General features: G+C 50.5%; 16 protein-coding genes. 1 reads left to right on the forward strand and 15 read right to left on the reverse strand.

Features of this window, described 5'->3' with window-relative positions; genetic code table 11:
- Nucleotides 1-28: 28 nt before the first annotated feature.
- The 13 genes from D7Z26_RS05130 to D7Z26_RS05185 form a co-directional block, all read right to left on the reverse strand.
- Nucleotides 29-1,036: an asparaginase gene (locus D7Z26_RS05130; RefSeq protein WP_120974973.1), complete on the reverse strand. Its 1,008-nt coding sequence runs from the start codon at nucleotides 1,034-1,036 to the stop codon at nucleotides 29-31.
- A gap of 29 nt (nucleotides 1,037-1,065) precedes the next feature.
- A complete protein-coding gene (locus D7Z26_RS05135; protein WP_120974974.1) occupies nucleotides 1,066-1,755 on the reverse strand; it encodes a copper homeostasis protein CutC in 690 nt (229 codons plus the stop codon).
- 158 nt (nucleotides 1,756-1,913) lie between these two features.
- Entirely contained in the window at nucleotides 1,914-2,375 is a 462-nt protein-coding gene (gene lspA, locus D7Z26_RS05140; RefSeq protein WP_120974975.1) for a signal peptidase II, read from the reverse strand.
- A gap of 23 nt (nucleotides 2,376-2,398) precedes the next feature.
- On the reverse strand, nucleotides 2,399-4,756 hold the full coding sequence (locus D7Z26_RS05145) for a beta-galactosidase (RefSeq protein WP_120974976.1): 2,358 nt from the start codon (nucleotides 4,754-4,756) through the stop codon (nucleotides 2,399-2,401).
- A gap of 177 nt (nucleotides 4,757-4,933) precedes the next feature.
- On the reverse strand, nucleotides 4,934-5,143 hold the full coding sequence (locus tag D7Z26_RS27985; protein ID WP_325050426.1) for a putative holin-like toxin: 210 nt from the start codon (nucleotides 5,141-5,143) through the stop codon (nucleotides 4,934-4,936).
- A 14-nt stretch (nucleotides 5,144-5,157) separates the two neighbouring features.
- Nucleotides 5,158-5,865, reverse strand: coding sequence for a GntR family transcriptional regulator (locus D7Z26_RS05150; protein ID WP_158602199.1), 708 nt, complete (start codon nucleotides 5,863-5,865; stop codon nucleotides 5,158-5,160).
- A gap of 184 nt (nucleotides 5,866-6,049) precedes the next feature.
- Nucleotides 6,050-7,393: a hypothetical protein gene (locus D7Z26_RS05155; RefSeq protein ID WP_120974978.1), complete on the reverse strand. Its 1,344-nt coding sequence runs from the start codon at nucleotides 7,391-7,393 to the stop codon at nucleotides 6,050-6,052.
- Between the two features lie 232 nt (nucleotides 7,394-7,625).
- Nucleotides 7,626-8,384 (reverse strand): VOC family protein, encoded by a 759-nt coding sequence (locus tag D7Z26_RS05160; RefSeq protein WP_120974979.1) that lies wholly within the window; start codon nucleotides 8,382-8,384, stop codon nucleotides 7,626-7,628.
- Nucleotides 8,381-8,947, reverse strand: coding sequence for an NADPH-dependent FMN reductase (locus D7Z26_RS05165; RefSeq protein ID WP_120974980.1), 567 nt, complete (start codon nucleotides 8,945-8,947; stop codon nucleotides 8,381-8,383). The genes D7Z26_RS05160 and D7Z26_RS05165 overlap by 4 nt, the downstream gene beginning before the upstream one ends.
- Before the next feature lie 145 nt (nucleotides 8,948-9,092).
- On the reverse strand, nucleotides 9,093-9,734 hold the full coding sequence (locus D7Z26_RS05170; RefSeq protein WP_120974981.1) for a response regulator: 642 nt from the start codon (nucleotides 9,732-9,734) through the stop codon (nucleotides 9,093-9,095).
- 26 nt (nucleotides 9,735-9,760) lie between these two features.
- A complete protein-coding gene (locus tag D7Z26_RS05175) occupies nucleotides 9,761-11,368 on the reverse strand; it encodes a GAF domain-containing sensor histidine kinase (RefSeq protein WP_120974982.1) in 1,608 nt (535 codons plus the stop codon).
- Nucleotides 11,369-11,535: 167 nt separating this feature from the next.
- On the reverse strand, nucleotides 11,536-12,699 hold the full coding sequence (locus D7Z26_RS05180; RefSeq protein WP_120974983.1) for a Ger(x)C family spore germination protein: 1,164 nt from the start codon (nucleotides 12,697-12,699) through the stop codon (nucleotides 11,536-11,538).
- A gap of 8 nt (nucleotides 12,700-12,707) precedes the next feature.
- Nucleotides 12,708-14,186: a spore germination protein gene (locus D7Z26_RS05185; protein WP_120974984.1), complete on the reverse strand. Its 1,479-nt coding sequence runs from the start codon at nucleotides 14,184-14,186 to the stop codon at nucleotides 12,708-12,710.
- Between the two features lie 262 nt (nucleotides 14,187-14,448).
- On the opposite strand from D7Z26_RS05185, the gene D7Z26_RS05190 reads away from it, so the two are divergent.
- Nucleotides 14,449-14,874 carry a VOC family protein gene (locus tag D7Z26_RS05190; RefSeq protein WP_120974985.1) on the forward strand — a complete coding sequence of 142 codons (426 nt, stop codon included), beginning with the start codon at nucleotides 14,449-14,451 and terminating at the stop codon, nucleotides 14,872-14,874.
- Nucleotides 14,875-14,947: 73 nt separating this feature from the next.
- Here D7Z26_RS05190 and D7Z26_RS05195 read toward each other — a convergent pair whose 3' ends face one another.
- Together D7Z26_RS05195 and D7Z26_RS05200 are read right to left on the reverse strand one after the other, a co-directional pair.
- Nucleotides 14,948-16,027, reverse strand: coding sequence for an endospore germination permease (locus tag D7Z26_RS05195; protein ID WP_158602200.1), 1,080 nt, complete (start codon nucleotides 16,025-16,027; stop codon nucleotides 14,948-14,950).
- A gap of 201 nt (nucleotides 16,028-16,228) precedes the next feature.
- On the reverse strand, nucleotides 16,229-18,007 hold the full coding sequence (locus D7Z26_RS05200) for a glycoside hydrolase family 2 protein (RefSeq protein WP_120974987.1): 1,779 nt from the start codon (nucleotides 18,005-18,007) through the stop codon (nucleotides 16,229-16,231).
- Between the last annotated feature and the right edge of the window lie 37 nt (nucleotides 18,008-18,044).

Genomic DNA, 18,044 nt, shown 5'->3' on the forward strand with positions numbered 1-18,044 from the left:
CGGGTGCGTCTTTTGCGATAAGAGCCGCTTAACTTAGCAACTCCAATTCGAATACGGCTTTATTCGTACCTACGATCGTGCCATTGCCGTTCGTAAACTGTCTAGGGCAGAGTTCGTACATGCTGTCAATCGTCTCCTGGCGGTCATAGCCGATTTGTTCCAGAATAGATGCCACGATCAACGGCCATTTCTCTTCCGAACCGTCCATCACCTTAAGGGCGAATGCCTGCTTTTCCTTGCGCAGCCCGAAGCAATATACTCCCTTGGCTCCGCCTTTGGCCACGATATTCGAATCCCTGAGCAAAGTCGAGCAAATGAGCCCCGTACCCGACACCATCTCGGAGTTCTCGTTCATCAGCTTCCCGATTTGCTCGACGGCCGCGCGAGTTGCGTCGTCCTCGATCAGTTCCGGACATGCGAACTTCAGGTAAGCTTTAGCCATATCATGTAGCGGCAATCCGAAGACGGGAAATCCGCATCCGTCTATTGCGATCACGATTTGATCAGCAGGATACTCGGCCAACATCGCTAGCGTTGCCAATATCTCCTGCTGAACCGGGTGATTCGGCTCGGCGTATCCCTCCGTGCTATACCCTTTGCTCTTGCAATACGCCAATATGCCGAGGTGCTTGCCCGAGCAATTGTGGTAAAGGTGGCGTTCCGGTTTGCCTTGCGCGACCAACTCGTGTCTTGCTTGCGCGTTAAGCGGATATGTCGAATGGCAAACCAATTCATCCTCGCCGATTCCGATCTTGCCCAACATGGACTCCAATGCTTGAACCTGGTAAGCTTCCGCGCGATGAGACGCGGTCATGATCGTTAGCTCCTTGTCGGTAAACGGGTAGCGCTCGCCGATCTGCTGCCTGAATGCCGGAATCGCTTGAATCGGTTTGGCGGCCGACCGCATGAACGTCACATGCTCGGGATTGCCGAATTTATATAACACCTCTCCCGAGTAGGAAATTCCGCAAATGTGTCCTTCGTATTCGCATTCGACCAATTCGCCTCTAGACTCTTGAACCAACAATTTATTCATCCGAATCCCTCCGTCTATGTTCGTTATTATTAATATTGGTTAACGATTGCGGCTGCTGCTTGCAGCTTAATCGGATCAAGCGGTTCAAGGCTTCGGCCGTTTACTCTTACTCCCGTGCCCAAATGAACTTCCTTGACCTTAGTCGTCTTGATGAAGTCGTCCAGCGTTTCCACGTTCAGCCCGCTTCCCGCAACGATCTCGACAGGATGTCCCTCACTAAGCCTGACCAACTCCGCGATTTCTGGTATGGCATCGAGAACGTTGGGCTTACCGCCCGAGGTCAGAATCTTGCGGATCGACGGATAACCGCTTAGCAACCGCAATGCCGCGACCTGGTCTTCGAGTTCGTCGAACGCGCGATGAAATGTTACCGCTAAAGCTCCCGTTTCGTTCAGGAGAATCTCCAAGGCCGCGGTATCGATCCGATTATCCCGATCCAGCATGCCCATCACGATTCCCGCTGCCCCGCTTTCCCGGATGACCCGAACATCCCTTAACATGACGGCCAAGTCGTCGGCATCGTAGAGGAAGCTGTTCGCGTGCGGTCGCAGCATTATGTTGACGGGGATGTCGACCGCTTTCACTACCTGCTCTATCAATCCATAACTAGGCGTTACCCCGCCCTCGGCGATGCCGGAAATGAGTTCAATCCGGGCAGCGCCATGCTCCTGAGCCAGCTTAGCATCCAGTACGCTTGTTGCAATGACTTCTAGGATCATTTTGGAAGCCTCCCCTTTATTAAAAGCATGGAATATAAAATAACAGAAATCGATAGCATCGTCCAATGGCGAAAATGTAAAAAAAATAACCCCGACCTGAAGATTCGGGGCCAAACAACGCGATTTTCCTAACTTTACAGCCGTCTTCGAAACTATCGTTACGCGGAACATCGTCTATATTTTCGAGTACTGACAAACCGGAACACAAGCCCGATCAATAAAAATAAAACTCCGATCTCGATCGCATGATCCGCGATATTAAGCACGCCATCGCCGGAACGCGAGACTAAGAAGTCCGTAACCCGACCGAAAAGTAAGCGGTCAATCCCGTTTCCGACAGCGCCCCCGACTAGGAATGCAGCGCTAATCTCGCTCCATTTACCCTTTATCTGGCCATTTTTACGATAATAGATCACTACCGCGACAAACAAGATGGCAAAGACTCCGAAAAGTCGTCCATATCCTTGAAATAAGCTTCCGGCCATGCCGCTGTTCTCGATGTGAGTCATTTGAATTCCCCAGAAAGAATAGGGCTCATTGAGATCCAGATTTGCGCGAATGATTATCTTCGCGATCTGATCGACTAATACGACCAGAATGGCTATCAAATAAAAAATCATGCTTTTACCGCCTTTCATACCCCTTACGCTTGGATTACGATTTCGTACACGGGTACGGCGCTAACGGAAACGATATCGGCGATCGATTCCTTGGCGGATTCGCTCCAGCCCGCCATCGTCGTATTGCTGTTGACGACCGTGCCTCTGCGAATCGGGGAAACGTATACGTACATCCCTTTTGCGACCAATCGCTCCTCGAACCGCTTTAATCCGATTTCCCAAGTCGTGTCGTTGCAGAAGTTATCGTTGATGAGCTCGCCGTCTATGAAAGCATAACCGATATCGCCGCAATAATCGATGCGCAGCAGCGCTTCCTTGATGCCGTCGAACGCTCCTGTCTCGAATTCTAGCACGGCTCGTTCGTTCTTAACCTTCGTATATCCGAAAGCAATCTCTTTCTTAGGCGCCCGTAATCCGTAAGTCGTAAATAGGCCTTCCTCCGCGACGTCGACCAATTCCCCGCCCGATACTTCTCCCGGCGAAGACTCGAAATCAGGGAACACGCTCAGCTTTACGTTTTCTTGATCCGTGGACTCTAGCTTGATTACATCGCCCGATATAAGCAGATTCGCATTCGTCAATATAACCCGCTCTCTGCCACGAACGTCGACCTTCCAGAAATCAAGACTTTGATCGTCCGTCATCGTGTAAATCGCGATTTTCTTGCCTTCCGCGGAAACAAGGCGGATGAGGCTCGCGCCCTCATGATCAACGCGAATGACCGTCATTCCCTCGGAATGCTCCACGGAACCCTTATCCACCTCGGCACTTACCAGATTCCCGGACAGCATCGCGTATTCGCCTTTCATCCCCTGCGGAATGAAGAAGAAGTAGTACGCTTCACCCTCGACATCGATCTTCGTCACGAGTTGCGCCGTCGCGTATTTCAACTTGATTCCATCCAAATCGAAGTTAAAAGGCAAGATGGCGAAGCTTTCGCTGCCGAGCGTCAAATCTCCTTGGCTAGGAATCGCGATCGTTTCCTCAGGGAGGTCGATACTCACGTTAAAATCGTTCAGGTCATGATTGTCGACATGATCTTGGAAATTGTTCAGGAACAGGAATCCCGCCCCCTCATGCGCACGAACCGCGTAACGTAACGTATCCACGTCATACGGATCCATCCGGGACGTATCGCCGGGCAAGATCGTCTTGGTCGCGGAAAACAGGCTTTGGAAACCCGCGAAAAAATAATGCTGCAGCTTCGTCCGCTTGTACGACTCCCTTACCTGACCGAATTCCCCGATGAGCGCATCGAAATCGTACGACATTTTCGGGGTAGCCAAATCGTTCGTGTACGGATTAACCTTGCCCTTCGGGTTCGTACCGCCGTGATACATGTAGTATCCGAGCAAGTTGCAGCCTTCCGCCGCTTTCATGACCGTCATAGCCGGAACGCTCTTGTACGGGAATTCGAAACGGTATTTGTAAAATTGCGTCATGCCCCCGCCCATCTCGCAGCAGGCATACGGATAGTCCTCGGGTTTATAAAAAGGCTCGAAATTATAGCTCTTCGGAATGTCGTTATTGTGCTTGTCCCGGAAAATATACTCGGGTGTCGCCGGATGTTCCTTCACGCCGGCGAAGCGGTCTTCCTCGTAGTAAATCCATGGCCAATAAGCGTAACCGCCCCATAGAGGAAGCATGTCCGGCACCGGCGTCGTCGCGCCTCCCCATCCCGTGCACGTGTAGATCGGGGTGTCGATCCCGGCTTCCAACGCCATCTCTTTCAGCTTTAACATATGCTCGTTGCCGTCGCTGCCGCCGTTCAGCCACATATTGTTAATGCCCACCGTTAATCCCCATTGCGCGGACGAATGGTTGTGTTCGTTCTCGATCTGGGTTCCGATGATCGGTCCGCCGTCTTTGAAGAGTAACCCCTGCACCTGGTGCCCGATTTCATTGTATAAAGTGCGTGCGTAGGCTAAGTAACCTTCATCGTTGGAGCGAACCTCGAACGGACGTCCGAATAGCCAATCCGGAAGGCCGCCGTTACGGATTTCCCCGTGATCGAAAGGACCGATTCGGATGATGACGTATACGTCATGCTTGCCGCACAGCTCGATGAACCGGCGCAAATTCTTGTTGCCGCCCCATTCGAAAACCCCTTCGACTTCTTCATGCAAGTTCCAGAAAATATAAGTCGCGACGATATTGACGCCGCCCATTTTCATCTTGATAATCTCGTCTTCCCAGTAACGTTCGTCGTACCGGGAGTAGTGAAACTCGCCGCAAATACCGAAGAACGGTGTCCCGTCTTTTTCCATGAAATAGTTCGTAAAGCTAATATGCTCTCCTGAGGGATTAGTGCCGCCAAGGTTGATATGACCCGAGAAAATATGTTTTTGATCGTCTATGACCGCAATCCGGTAGTTTTTCATGAAAGAAACCCCTCTCCATCTCGTTCCTGCAACAACATCATAGAACAAATTCGAGACTTTGCATCCCGGAGAAGGTTACGATTATCTTGAATAACTTTAGGTAAACGAAATAAAAAGCACAACTTGTAACTGGTGATTGATGCTTATTGCGAACTCAAATTAGATCAGAGTGATGGACTATTTCCTCTTATCCATGTAGCTTAACAATGTGAGGATAAATACTCCGAAGGCAAACATTATCGTAAGAGATTGAAAAACATCCATTACATGTTCCTCCTTTTTATGAGTGCCGAATTCACCACTTACAAGTTGTATTCTCATTATATTTTTCTTGGTTAATATTGGAAGTGTTGAAGGGACTATTTTCCTTTTGCTAGGATTCAACATTTTTCGATCGTTTGTCAGTCCCGTTTGACGAACAATTTGAAGACTCGGCTCTTTAAATAATCCAAGGAATAGAACACAGGCCTGTCATCCTCATCGAAATGAAGCTGCTTCAGCAAGATGAGTTCATCGCCAAGAACTTCCACTGCTTTGCGGTCCCGTTCTTCCGAGTTCCCGACAGCGCATATTTCCGTCACGGCGTAGGAGATGCGGATGCCGAGCTTGACTCGAAGGAAATCGAAAATAGCTCCGGTAAACCCATCTTCGAAATGTTCTGCTCCGATCTCCCGCGGAAAAATATTGTAATAAAAAGCCACCTTATGATCGTCGGCGGTACGGATTCGTTCTAATACAATAACCGAATCTTCCGTCCGAAGCTTCTCCAGCCATTCGGGCTCGGCATTTCGGGTGTATATTTTCACGTCCGTCTCGCTTTCTTTGAAACCGACGTCTTTAATCATTTCGCCGAGGCTTCGCAGCTTGTTCAAAGGATTTACGATCAAGGAGGAACGATCGTTTACGTAAGTACCCACACCGTTCTTGCTTATCAAAGTCCCTTCTCTTTGAAGCATTTTCAAAGACTCTCTCAGCGTCGGACGACTTACGTCGAACTCCTTGGCCAACTCGGGTTCGGAAGGCAACTTCTCTCCCGGGCCGATCAGACCCGCATTAATTCTGCGTTCGATCTCTTCCTTAATACGGATATACAGCAGCTTTTTTCCCATTGGATTTATCCTCTCAGGTATCGGGTGGGGCATTGTTTTCAGACTAACAAAAAAACGCCTGCTATGCCAACCTTGGCGCACGGTTGCCGATATGCGAGAATGCTTCGTCAAAGCCAATAAAATCAGGGTACCCTCAAATGAGAGTCCCCTGATCGTTAGAATGGATTGGCGCGGTTGTTGTTAATTACTTAGCTTCGACGTAAGCGGAAACTTTCGCTTGACCATTGCTGGTCACGACATTGTTCCATGTCATCGAGCTACCGGGAGCCACTATTGCCGATACATAGCCCATGTCATCGTCGCCCGAGGTTCCGTCCGAATCGTACACGTGGATTTCAACATTCGTATTGGACGGTTTGGCAACGAATACGGTATTATAGCTTTCCGAGAAATTAGGTCCGAATTCCGCGTCGTTTGCGCCAAATACGATATTGTAATTCTGATACATAGGCGCATCGTTTTTCTTCCAGAACCTAGCGTCCGTCTGGCCTTGACCATTTACGTAAGCCTTGATGTAAATATCGCTTTTACCTCCAAAAGGGTCGCGATCGGCCATACTCTGCGTATTTACAAGCACGATCTTATGTGAGTAATACGGATTGCTAACATAACTGTGCGAAAAGGTACCGAGGCCATTCAGATGTACATCTACCTGATGCGCCGGATCGGACCAGTTCATTCCTTGCAACGTCGGGCCGTCATCTTTGTCATCCCAGTTCCATGGTGCATTGGCTGAATTCGGCGTATGATCGTTGCCTGCAAAAGTTCCCCATGAAGAGAAAATATTCGGATCGGTTCTCCTGTTCCACAAGTCGCCCCATTCGATCAGATCATAACCGTAATGGTTTACATAGCTTCCCGAAGTGTTGGTCGGAAATTCGGCCGTGCCCGTGAAATCATATACGATACCGTCGCCACCGGGAGCGCTGGACCCATCATAGGCGTGCACGCCGTGACCGCCGCTCGGGCTCTGTCCGTTAGCTTGGCAGAATACCTTCGGATGGCTTCCATTAAACAGGACTCCGCCGTCTACATTGTCCGAACCAGATGTAATGCTCTTATCGTTGGTATAGTCATACCACTGATTGTGAGCCATCGTTTCCATCAACTGAAACTTCCCGTAGGTCGATCCATCCTTCCTGATTACGAGGAATAATCCTTCCAGATCGTTTTCATGCGCATCAAGCGGTCTCGTGTAAGCATCGTCTCTTGCATGAAACAAGTCGTATTCTATGAAGTAATGGGTGACCGTTTCGGATACTTTGTAATAGACATAACCCTTCTCTTGGTAATTATTGAGATTATCCCAATTGTTAAGAGCCAGATAATCGCCGTCGTAATTGAAGCTGGTAATAAAATCCGCCCTGACGTTTAGATCCGCGTTCACGTCCTGATAGATCTGAGGGGCCCAATACGCAGCCAGATCCGAATTGCTCACGGCAGCATGCGTTGTCGTGACCGAGCTGTTAAACAAAGTAGCGGCGAGCATCGATACAGACAAAAAACTTAACGCTTTTTTCTTCAACATTAATTTCCCTCCATTTAATGTTTTATTAAGCTGTCTGACATCTCCATTTTATTTAAGCCCTCCAATAGTTTCAATTCATGGTGTGTAAAAGCTTAATGTTGTTTTTGTAAAATACTAAACGTTGGCGAACCACCGAATGCCCACTTACCTCTTCGACTGCTCGATACAAAAAGGTACCTAAGCGTGAACACTTTTTGCGAAGTGTCCTGGCTATAGGTACCCGAATGCAATCTTATTCATAACGCCCTCCAATTAATAAACGCATCGGATAGCCTTCCAGCGTAAATGCAAGCGCGCCGCCCTCCTCGAACGAGAACGGAATCCCCCTCGCGGAAAGCTTCTCTCGAACGCGACCGACGAAAGCGGAGTCGCTCGCTTGGAATTCGACTTCCATCTTCGGCGGCAATGCGACCATGGAGATGGGGATCCATCTCCGGCGAACGGAAGCGATAACGGCATGGGCTGTCCCTCCGATCGCAAACGTAAACGCGTCTGATACCATAGTCAACCGCATTCCGAACAAATCTACCAAACTCTCCCGAAAAGCGGCGACGTTCTCTACGGGAAATCCGATTTCCCGAACATACATGATTTGCAGAGGGCCAGAGCTCTGCCAGCCGTCTTCGTTGACGTAGAGGTGCGAGATCATCTCCAACAAGTTGCCGTTATCGTCGCGAAAGTAGACGTTCTGACCCGTCTCGTATCGGTCCATCGTTCTGCCGTCCGGCCATTTCGACAATGGGATGCCCCGTTCCCGCATCAGCGCGACGACTTCATCGAAGGCGGAGTACGGTACCTCGAAGGCTATATGAGCAGGCGTCAATGGCTCTTCCTTCTCCAGAAAAACCAATTCGAAATCGGGCGTCGGCCGGAAGCGAATCTCGTCATCCGATTCGAACGCGACTTCGAACCCGAGCAATTCTTCATAAAATTGCTTCGTTCCTTGCAGGGAAACCGTATTTAAGACAAGTCGAGAAAAACGGGTGATCATACGCGAACCTCCGACGACTTGACGTTGCTCGTCGGTCGAAGCACGCGTGTCAAAGAGACCAGAGTATCCAATGCGCGCGCGACGCGTTGCTTGACGCCCGAATCCGCGGGGGAACCGTCGGCCGCGAATTGGCGCGCGTTGCCGCCAAGCGACAACCACTCCGGGCTGTTGAGGCCGTGGAGGTTGCGGACGATAGCTTGAAGATGCGTCAACGAGCTAACCCCCACCGCTCCTCCGGACGAGCTGACGGAAAGAACCGGTTTGCCGAGGAATTCATTCGATCCCAAGTAATCCAAAGCATTCTTCAACGCCCCCGAGATCGAACCATGATATTCCGGCGTCCCTAACACGATGGCATCCGCCTCGTCGACGGAACGGATCAGGAAAGCCGCGTTCTCATCCAACGTCTCGTCGTCCGGCGCGTATAACGGCAGCGGGTGATCGTAAAGGTTGATGAGCGCTGTATCCGCACCCTGACTTCCTAACGTATCCGCCATATATTTGAGCAATTGCGTGCTTGTCGCGTTTCGGCGGTTGCTCCCCGCGATCAATACGATTTTCATCTCGAACCCTCTCCTAAGCCAGCTTGTTGTATTTGTTGCTTTTAGCTTAACATGGAGGGCGGTTCGGTCCATCGGCAGATCGGAGGGACTTCGCCTCGCTAATCGGTCGTAAGACTTTAGTCGTAGACAAGCCGAAGCGGTCGCCTTAATCGAGACCGTTCTTGACGGCGTATAGCGCCGCTTGCGTCCGATCGGCCAAACCCAGCTTCGACAAAATGTTGCTCACATGCGTCTTCACGGTTTTCTCGGTGATACCGCACGCGGCGGCTAGCTCCTTATTCGAATTTCCTTGCGCGATGAGGCGCAGCACTTCCTTTTCCCTTTCGGTGAGCCGTTCCGTCGAATCGGAAGCCGTCGTCGCCGGAGCGGCCACGTGGGACATTAATTGACTGGCGACTTTGGGGTCCAATTGGGGAACGCCTTGAACCGATTGACGAATAGCCTCCGCGATCCGTTCCGGATCGATCTCCTTCAACAAATAGCCGTTCGCCCCTGCCTTGATGGCCGAGACGACGGAATCTTTATCGGAGAAGGTCGTCAAAACGAGAATCGTCAAGTTCGGATGGTCGCGCCTCAGATGCACGGTCGCTTCGATTCCGTTCATGACCGGCATGATCAAGTCCATCAGGACGATATCGGGTTTAAGCTCCTGCGCGAGCTTCACGGCTTCTTCCCCGTTGGAGGCTTCGCCGACAACCTCGAGATCATGCTGCAGGCCGAGAAAATAGTTCAAGCCTTGACGAACGATCGCATGATCGTCGGCCAATAAAATTCTCCATTTCGCCATGTTTCTAATGTCCTTCCCCTCTTCGATCATATCGGTAGCCGTACGACGACTCGTGTACCGTTCGCCGCATTGCTCTTGACCGTTACGGAGCCGCCTACCGATTCGGCCCTCTCCCGCATCGTCGCCATTCCGAATTTGTTCGATCCCGTCGACGAATCCGATTCGATCCCCGGACCGTTATCGGAAATCGTCAGACACGCTTCCCATTCGGTATACGACAACAAGATCGACGCTTCGGCCGTACCCGCATGCTTGCTAACGTTGTTTAACGCTTCTTGACCGATCCGCCAGAAAACGTTCTGCAGTCTTTCCGACAATTCGGTCGGGTCACCGGAACGCAACTTAACGCGCAATCCGATCTGTTCGCCGTACCGCTGCAAGCCTGTCAGCAAACCTTCTTCCAGCCCAGCAGGCCTTAATTGGCGAATCATCGCCCGCATCTCTCCGATCGCGGATTGCGAGAGCCGTTGAATTCGTCCAAGCGCTTCTTTGGTCGCTTCCGTCACGTCGGGCAATGCTTGCGACAGCCCTTTCGCGTTCAAGCTCAGGGAGAACAGCATTTGCGATACCGAATCGTGAAGATCGCGCGCGATCCGATTGCGCTCTTCCCATCTTGTAAGCTCGTGGCTTTTCTCGTTCAGGGAAATCGTTTCGAAGGCAAGCGCGACGTGCGAAGCCAGCGCTTCCAACGCTTCCAGATCGATCTCGTCCATGCCGTCGGGTTCCGTGCTCCCCGCGACGAGAAAGCCCCAATTCTTGCCGTTCATCTGCACGGGCGCCGCGCAACCGCTTCGCCACATGCCCCGGCCCCGTTCTTCTCTCGTAGGAACGTCCCGCCATAGCGCCGGCCGTTGATCCGCGAGCGTCCGAATAATCCGATCTTCCTGCGCGTTGATATCGGTTTCTCCTCGTGCGTCGATCTTTCCTTCGGCATACGACGTCCGGAAAAAGCTCTCGGAGGATCGTTGAACGTAAAGCGCCAGACTTGGCCAAGCCATCTGTTCTCCGGCAAGCCTAACGATCTCCGCATCTAAGCTTTCCTTTGCCCTAGTCGAACCGAGATGACGAGCTACAGTGCCTAGTCTTGACAACAAGTCGGCCCTTTTTCTTTCCATCCGGAATAGCTGTATCCGATGCGAAGCCGTGCCGATCTGATAAGCGATGCTTTGAAGGAGCGCAAGCTCTTCATCCGTAAAGCGGGTCTTGCCCGGAGAAGCGACATTGAGAATGCCGAACAATTCCTCGCCGGCGCGAAGCGGAATGGAAGCGTGATGAGTAATGCCGTCCGTATCGCCACGCCTTAGACGGATCGCGTCTTCGATGCGCTTGCAATTCAGGATGTTAACGGCATGATGGAGCCGGCCGTCCCGAAAGCGGTCGATGCACCAGCAACTTCCGCTTTTCATCGGCTTTCTGTCCGTTACTTGCAGCGCGTAAGGTAGCTGGTTTTCCGCCGCGAACTTGTAGTGTCTGTCTCCCGGTTTCAAGAGGAAAATCCACCCCGTCTTCAGCCCCGTCAACGCAAGCAGCTTCTGCAAAACGCTGTCAAGCATTGGCTCCATCTCGTAGGCTTCGTTGATCGTCTCGGCGATCTCGCGCAGCAATTCCAGCCGTTGAATGGGCGATTGTTCCATCAGGTCCCCTCCTTGACGCGCACCATGCTCGTTTCATGGAAATGAATATGCCGCGCTGGTATTCTATCGCTTAAGTATAATTCAAGTACTTTACGATTTCCTCTCAAAAAGAAGCCTGCCCTCCGATATCTTGCAAGAACGGAGGGCAGGCTTCCATGTTTTTACGTTTATTCTGCTCCTATGTTTTTTTTGTTTTTTTCCGAACTGGTATGCACGATGTTGAGCTTTATCCGGATATCATGGATGGCATCGTCGGTCAACAGCCGATCCTCTGCCGGGGACATGGACTTCCATAGACCGTAATGATATCGGAATAATTGATATTCCAGATTCAAGATATCCGTCTTGTGATCGATCCCTGTCCGAAACACTTTGCGGATTTCGTCTTCGATCGCCTTCGCCGTCGCGTCGGTTAATTGCCGATAGTCCAACAAGTCGTTTTTGGTCCGTGAGACGACGCTTCCCGTCGCTTTTACTTTGATGTCGAATTGCGGCCGATCCCCGCGGCTTATCGTTTTCACTTTGGATTTCGGATTATCGATAACGATTTGCACCGACGGATCTTTGGGATCCGGCACCGGAATTCCCGCGCGTACGATGCCGCTCTGAACCCATCGAAGCCCGGATAGTTCTTCCAACGGAATGAAGCTTTTGAACGAATCGTTTTTGAGAAATATCGCGCCGTTAATTTTCAATTTGAGCTCCGGCTTCTCTTTTTCCGACCACTGCGTTTTGTTAGCGGCGAGCGACGGAATGCACAAAGTAAATCCCGGTTCATTGATCTGTCTGATCACTTCATGAAGCTTAATCGGACTGACGAAAGAAGATTGGGAATGGATCGCTTCCGGTTCGTGAAGCATCGTATCGAGCGGAGACCGTTCGAAAAATCCGGTTACGGAAAAAATATCCTTTACCGATCCTCTCGTAGCGTATACCCAGGGCGTCAAGCGAAATTCGTGATAACGGCTGAAGCTTTCGTAAATGGAGATTATGCCTTCCTTCATGGCGCTTTCGCTGATCACTAATGCCGATACATGCCCCCAAATGATTCGCTCTTGAGCTGTTTCGTAAACTTGGAACAAAGCTTCTTCAAAGGTATCTCCGCTTCCTTCTCCGATCCATATTTTCGAAGGGCCCCTCGTGCCGGTCGATGTTTTCGCGACATTCTGGAAATCCGCCATCTGGATGTACCCGTAATACTTTCCGTCTTTGAAATCGACTCCTACGGCGTTCGCGTAACTCAATTTTTCAATGTTTTTCATGTCGTTGTCGCAACCCGACACGAGAAGCCACCCAACGATCAAGCCAAGCATGCTTAACGATTTGCGCATCGGCGTTCTCACTTTTTCGGTTTTTTTATCATCGAAGTCGAGAAACGGGATCTTCTAAACGGATTGACCAAAAACGCGGCCAGCCACTCTTTAAATCGTAAGGAGGTGATCGGATCGAGAAAAGCCACTCCGAAACTTTCGAGCCGGCACAAGTAAATCAGGATGACGAACATGGCCAGTAGGAATCCGTAAATCCCGAGGAAAGCAGATGCCAAGACGATGAATATTCGGAGAAGACTAACCGTTCCCGATAAGGACTGATTAACCAAAGAAAACGTAGCTACCGCCGATATAGCTACAACGACGAGCAGCGTGGGAGAAGCGAGGCCAGCCTGGATGAGGGATTCTCCGATGATCAGGCCGCCGACGATCCCAACCGTCTGCCCTACGGCTTTAGGCAGCCTAATTCCGGCTTCACGAAGCAATTCGAACAAAAAAAGCAGTAACAGCGACTCAAGGATCATCGGGAACGGAACTCCGTTTCGGGAAACGACGACCGTCGACAACAACGTCAACGGAATTTGATCCAAATTCACGGTCGCGATCGCGAGCCAGAAGCCCGGCAAATATATGCTTAGAAACAAGCCGATGAGTCGAAGCGCCCGTTGAAACATTACGTAATAATAAGGAAAATGCACGTCCTCAGGCGTCTTCAGCAATTCCGTAAAATTACTCGGCCCGATCAAGGCCATTGGAGATCCGTCTACTAGAACGATGAATCTTCCGCGCAACATCGTTTCGATGACATAGTCGGGCCGACCGATATAATCGATCAGAGGAAACAGCGAAAACGTCCGATTCGACAGCCATTGTTCAAGCTGGCCGCTACTCAGCACGCTTTCCGTTCGTAACGAATTCAATCTTTCGCGTGCCTCGGCGATCATATCCGGATTCGCTTTGTGGCTTAAATAGAGCAGCGATACGCGGGTTTTGCTTAAGCTGCCGATGACGAACAATTCACTGAATAACAAGCCGGTACGCAGACGCTTCCGAATCAGTCCCATATTCGTGAACAATTCTTCCGTAAACGCATCCTTAGGTCCTTTTATCGATATTTCCGTATTGGATTCTTGCAACGCTCGTTTCGGAACATCGGAAATGTCGACTGCCCAGAAGTCGGTATTTCCGGCGAGATACAGGATCAGTTGTCCGCCGAACAGCGCTTCGGCCATGTCTTCGATCGTCTTTTTTAGCTTCATTACCGGCAATCTATCCGATTGATCCGGAGTCTCTTCGGAATTGGACGCCCCTTCGTACGCAAATTGGCACACTCTGGCGAAATATCCGTTCAATTGATTTTTATCGATCATGCTTTCGCAATAAAAAGCCGTTAACCTATCCGAAGACTCCGGCTGCGGCAACGGCGGAAAAAAAATATCCGCATGCCGCGAGAACCCCCGTTTCAACTCCTCATTCTGCAATGTCCCTTTACTCAGACGATCTTCAAGCTCCGCATAGAGCGCAGCTTCCTCCGGCGATAGTTGCATTCAATTACCTCCCCCAACCTAGGAACAACGCTATCCCCCGATTATCGGATCGCAAAGCCTGTCGGTATATTGCCCAAAAATGGTAAAAGCATGTATGAAAACCTTTCGAAGGCCTAAACGATGATTTAATTATGTAGTTGCGAACAAACGTTCGGTATTTTATAATAGACGCATGGGCAATACTGGGATGTGGACGTTCTCCGCAAACCGATCCGAATTGCCTTTAGTGTTAATCAATGTGAATCCGAGGAGATGAATTAAAATGACAACGCGTTTGACGCCTTATCTTGTCATGGAAGGAACTGCTAGCGAAGCGATCCGGTTTTATGAATCGGCATTAGATGCCAAGGTCCTCTTTTCCCAAACATTCGGAGAGATGCCTGAAAACCCCGAGTTCCCGTTGCCACCCGAAGCCAAGGGACTGATCGGTCACGCTTTGATTAAGATCGGAGAATCCGACCTTATGTTTTCGGATGCGTTTCCGGGCCAGCCCATTCAAAAGGGAAGCAATGTAACGATCTGCATCTCGACGAATGACGCAAGCGAAGCGAAACAAATTTTCGAGGCTTTGCAGCAAGACGGGCACGTGGTCTTGCCGCTTACGGAAACCTCTTTCAGCCCAGCATATGGCCAAGTAACGGACAAGTTCGGCATAACCTTCCAAATCTTTACTGAAGGCCGTATGTAATCGCTTGTCGTCAATGCAATAACGAAACGGCTCTGTCCCCTCTTGGGTGGCAGAGCCGTTTCGTATCTTGTATTCAATAACCTCCTTTCCTTACCGGGAAAAAGGAAAACGCAAAAAGAGCCGCCAATATCCCGCAACCGAATAATAGCGAGATCATGTAAAAATAGTGGTGGATCGCTGCCTGCATCGCGATGTCGCTGAGCTGTAAGAGCGAAGGGACGGAGACAAGCGCCGTACCGCAACCGATTACGATTTGGCGATATTTCGGGAAGCGTCCGAGAATCAGTTCGGACAGCAAATACATAAGCAGGGCGGTTCTGGTCACGCTACCGGCCATCAATTGGAAAGCCGCCAAAAAATCGAGATGCGAGATATAGTCGCCGAGCATGAGCAGTCTCCATTGTTCGAAGGCCGGGAATCGCATATTGCCGGCTTCGGAAGGACCGAACGCGGACAAAGACCCTAAAGTCGGCCCTATGATTAGACCTACCAGCAGCGTGAGCAGTATGAATATCGTACCGTAATTCATCGGTTTACTCATTTTGGGCTGCAACAGGAGCAATACGAGCAACTCGATACTTCCGCCGACCACGACGACTCCTCCGTGCACGTCCGGTCCTATCCCTTCCGCGAAAAAGGGATGTAGGATTCCGTAATCCTTGCTGCTCATCGTAAAAGTGGAAACTCCGATTCCGAGCAACCATACGATCGGCAATAAGACGGTAGACATATGAACGATCGTTTTAAGTCCCGTTCTTGCCGCTCCGAAGGAAATGAGCACGAAACAAAGGACGACGACGACGTTCGATGTTCTGGGCAATAAATAAATGTTTATGTTTCGTGTCGTATCGAAGACGATCAAAATCCCTAAGATCAGGATGTATAAGACTAATGCGCCGCACACGAGCCAACGCCAGGGTTTACCGATTCGCATGTCAAGCCAATCATTAAACGATGAAGCGCGCATTGACTTAAGAACTAGGAATAGTATCAAACTCCAACCGATCAGAACCGCGTACCCGAACAAAACGCTGATCCAGGCGTCCCGTCCCGCAGCTTGGATGAGATGAGGGATAATGAACACGTGATTCGAGATGCCGAGCGACAAGAGCAGCAGAAACACGATCTGGGGCCTAGAAAAGGTCGTCTCCATCGCTATCCCCCCGATTATTGGATCGCAAACCATGTCGGTAGATTGCCCGAAAATGGTAAATTCATGCATTGGATCCATTGGAGTACGTCGCAAGGAGGAACATTTCGGATTGCTCCAAGATTGATTCCATATATGGAAATAAAAAAAACACGCAGTGTTAGCGTGTTTTTTGGTGGCTCGTACACATACGGAAAAAGCGGATCAATCGGGAAGATCCTTGTAAAATTGCTGCATGACGTAGAACGCCAGCTTCTTGCGCGACTTATCCTCGGAGAGAAGACCTTTCGTGTTGTAGTAGTTTTGAGTAACCGGATGAAGTCTGCGAGGGCAACGGAAATCGTACAAGATCCAAGGGCTCGTGCCTTTCACGTACGGAATGCGCTTGAACACCGCGACTTGCTTCCGGTAAATATCGACCTGGCAATCTTCCGTTCCTTTTTCGTCGACGGTTCCTCTATGCCCCGCTTTCGCATCGGCTCCGAATTCCGTAATGACGACCGGCTTCGTCGGCTTGCTGTTCTCGAACAGCTTGACCAGGTTGTCGAAATTCGTTTGGTACCAGCCGTAATATTCGTTCGCTCCGATGATGTCCAACGAATCCGCAAGTCTGTCGTTAATGATGTGGTTAACGTGGTCGAGCATGCACGCCGCGGACACGAGACGAGACGGATCAAGCTCCTTCGCCTTGCGCGCCAACGAACTCATGAACGTAACCCGAGCATCCGTATCCGGGTTTTCGTTGCCGACCGCCCACACGATGACGCTCGCTCTGTTGCGGTCGCGGCGGATCAACTCCGTCAGTTGGTTTTCCGCGTCCCGATACGTTTCCGGATTGTTGAAATTAATCGACCAATAAACGGGGATTTCTTCCCAGAGAAGAATACCCATTTCGTCGGCGATTTGGGCCGCGCGCTCCGTGTGCGGATAGTGGGCGAGGCGCATGTAGTTGCAGTTCATTTCTTTTGCCAGCATGAAATTCTCGACAATCTCGGCATCCGTTACGGCTTTCCCGTTCTTCACGCTTTCTTCGTGCGCGCTGATGCCTTTAAGAAAAATCGGCTTCCCGTTAAGAACGATTTCTTGCCCGTCGACGCGGATTTCCCGGAAACCGATTTTCTCGCGAATGAGATCTTCGCCGTACTCGATGTTCGTTTCGTACAGTTTCGGGCTGTCGGGGCTCCATAACTCCGGCCGCACCTCGATTACGACGGAGCCTTGGCCGTCGCGGATCTCGATCGATTGTCGGATGCCCAGTTCGCCGATCGTGAGCGATGCGCTGCCATTGGCCGCAGGTCCTTCGGTTTTCACCTCGACGCGGATTTTGTTAAAGCCGCCGTCCGGTACGAGACCGATCGTGAAGTCCTTGATGAACGTCTTCGGCAAGCGAATCAGTTCTACGTCCCGATAAATGCCGCCGTAATTGAACCAGTCGGTGTTGTCCGTAGGAACGTTGTCTTTATGGCGCGTGTTGTTCGCGACGACGAGAATCCGGTTTTGCTCCATCAGCAATTCCGTGACTTCCATGAAAAACGGCGTGGATCCGCCTTTGTGGCAGCCGAGATACTCTTTGTTCAGGAACACTTTGGCATCGTAATTGACGGCGCCGAATTTCAAATAAACTCTTTCTTCGCCGTTATTTTTATAAAGGAATGTCCTCGTGTAAACCGCGCTGCCCTCATATAAGAAATACTTTTCTTTTTGCGTATTCCAGCTGGAAGGGACAAGCATTTTCTCCCATTCGTCGAAACTGAAATCCATCGGATTATACCTTCCGTCTTGATCGACGTACTTTTCTTCGAACCATTTCGCCCGAAGGCACGTATCGTATTGGTCGATTCCGAAGCCCCAATAGCCGCTCAAAGATTCTTTCGTTCGGCCCGCATCGTAAATCATGCTTTCGTTCGTAATTCTTTTCGCCAAATATTGCGCTTCATACGATTGATTGTGTATCGCATCGTCGTAGTTTTTTGCAGGTTTCATGATCCAAACACCTCTCAGAGTAAAAAGGATGATTATA

The organism is Cohnella endophytica (assembly GCF_003628305.1).
GTDB classification, from domain to species: Bacteria; Bacillota; Bacilli; order Paenibacillales; family Paenibacillaceae; genus Cohnella; species Cohnella endophytica.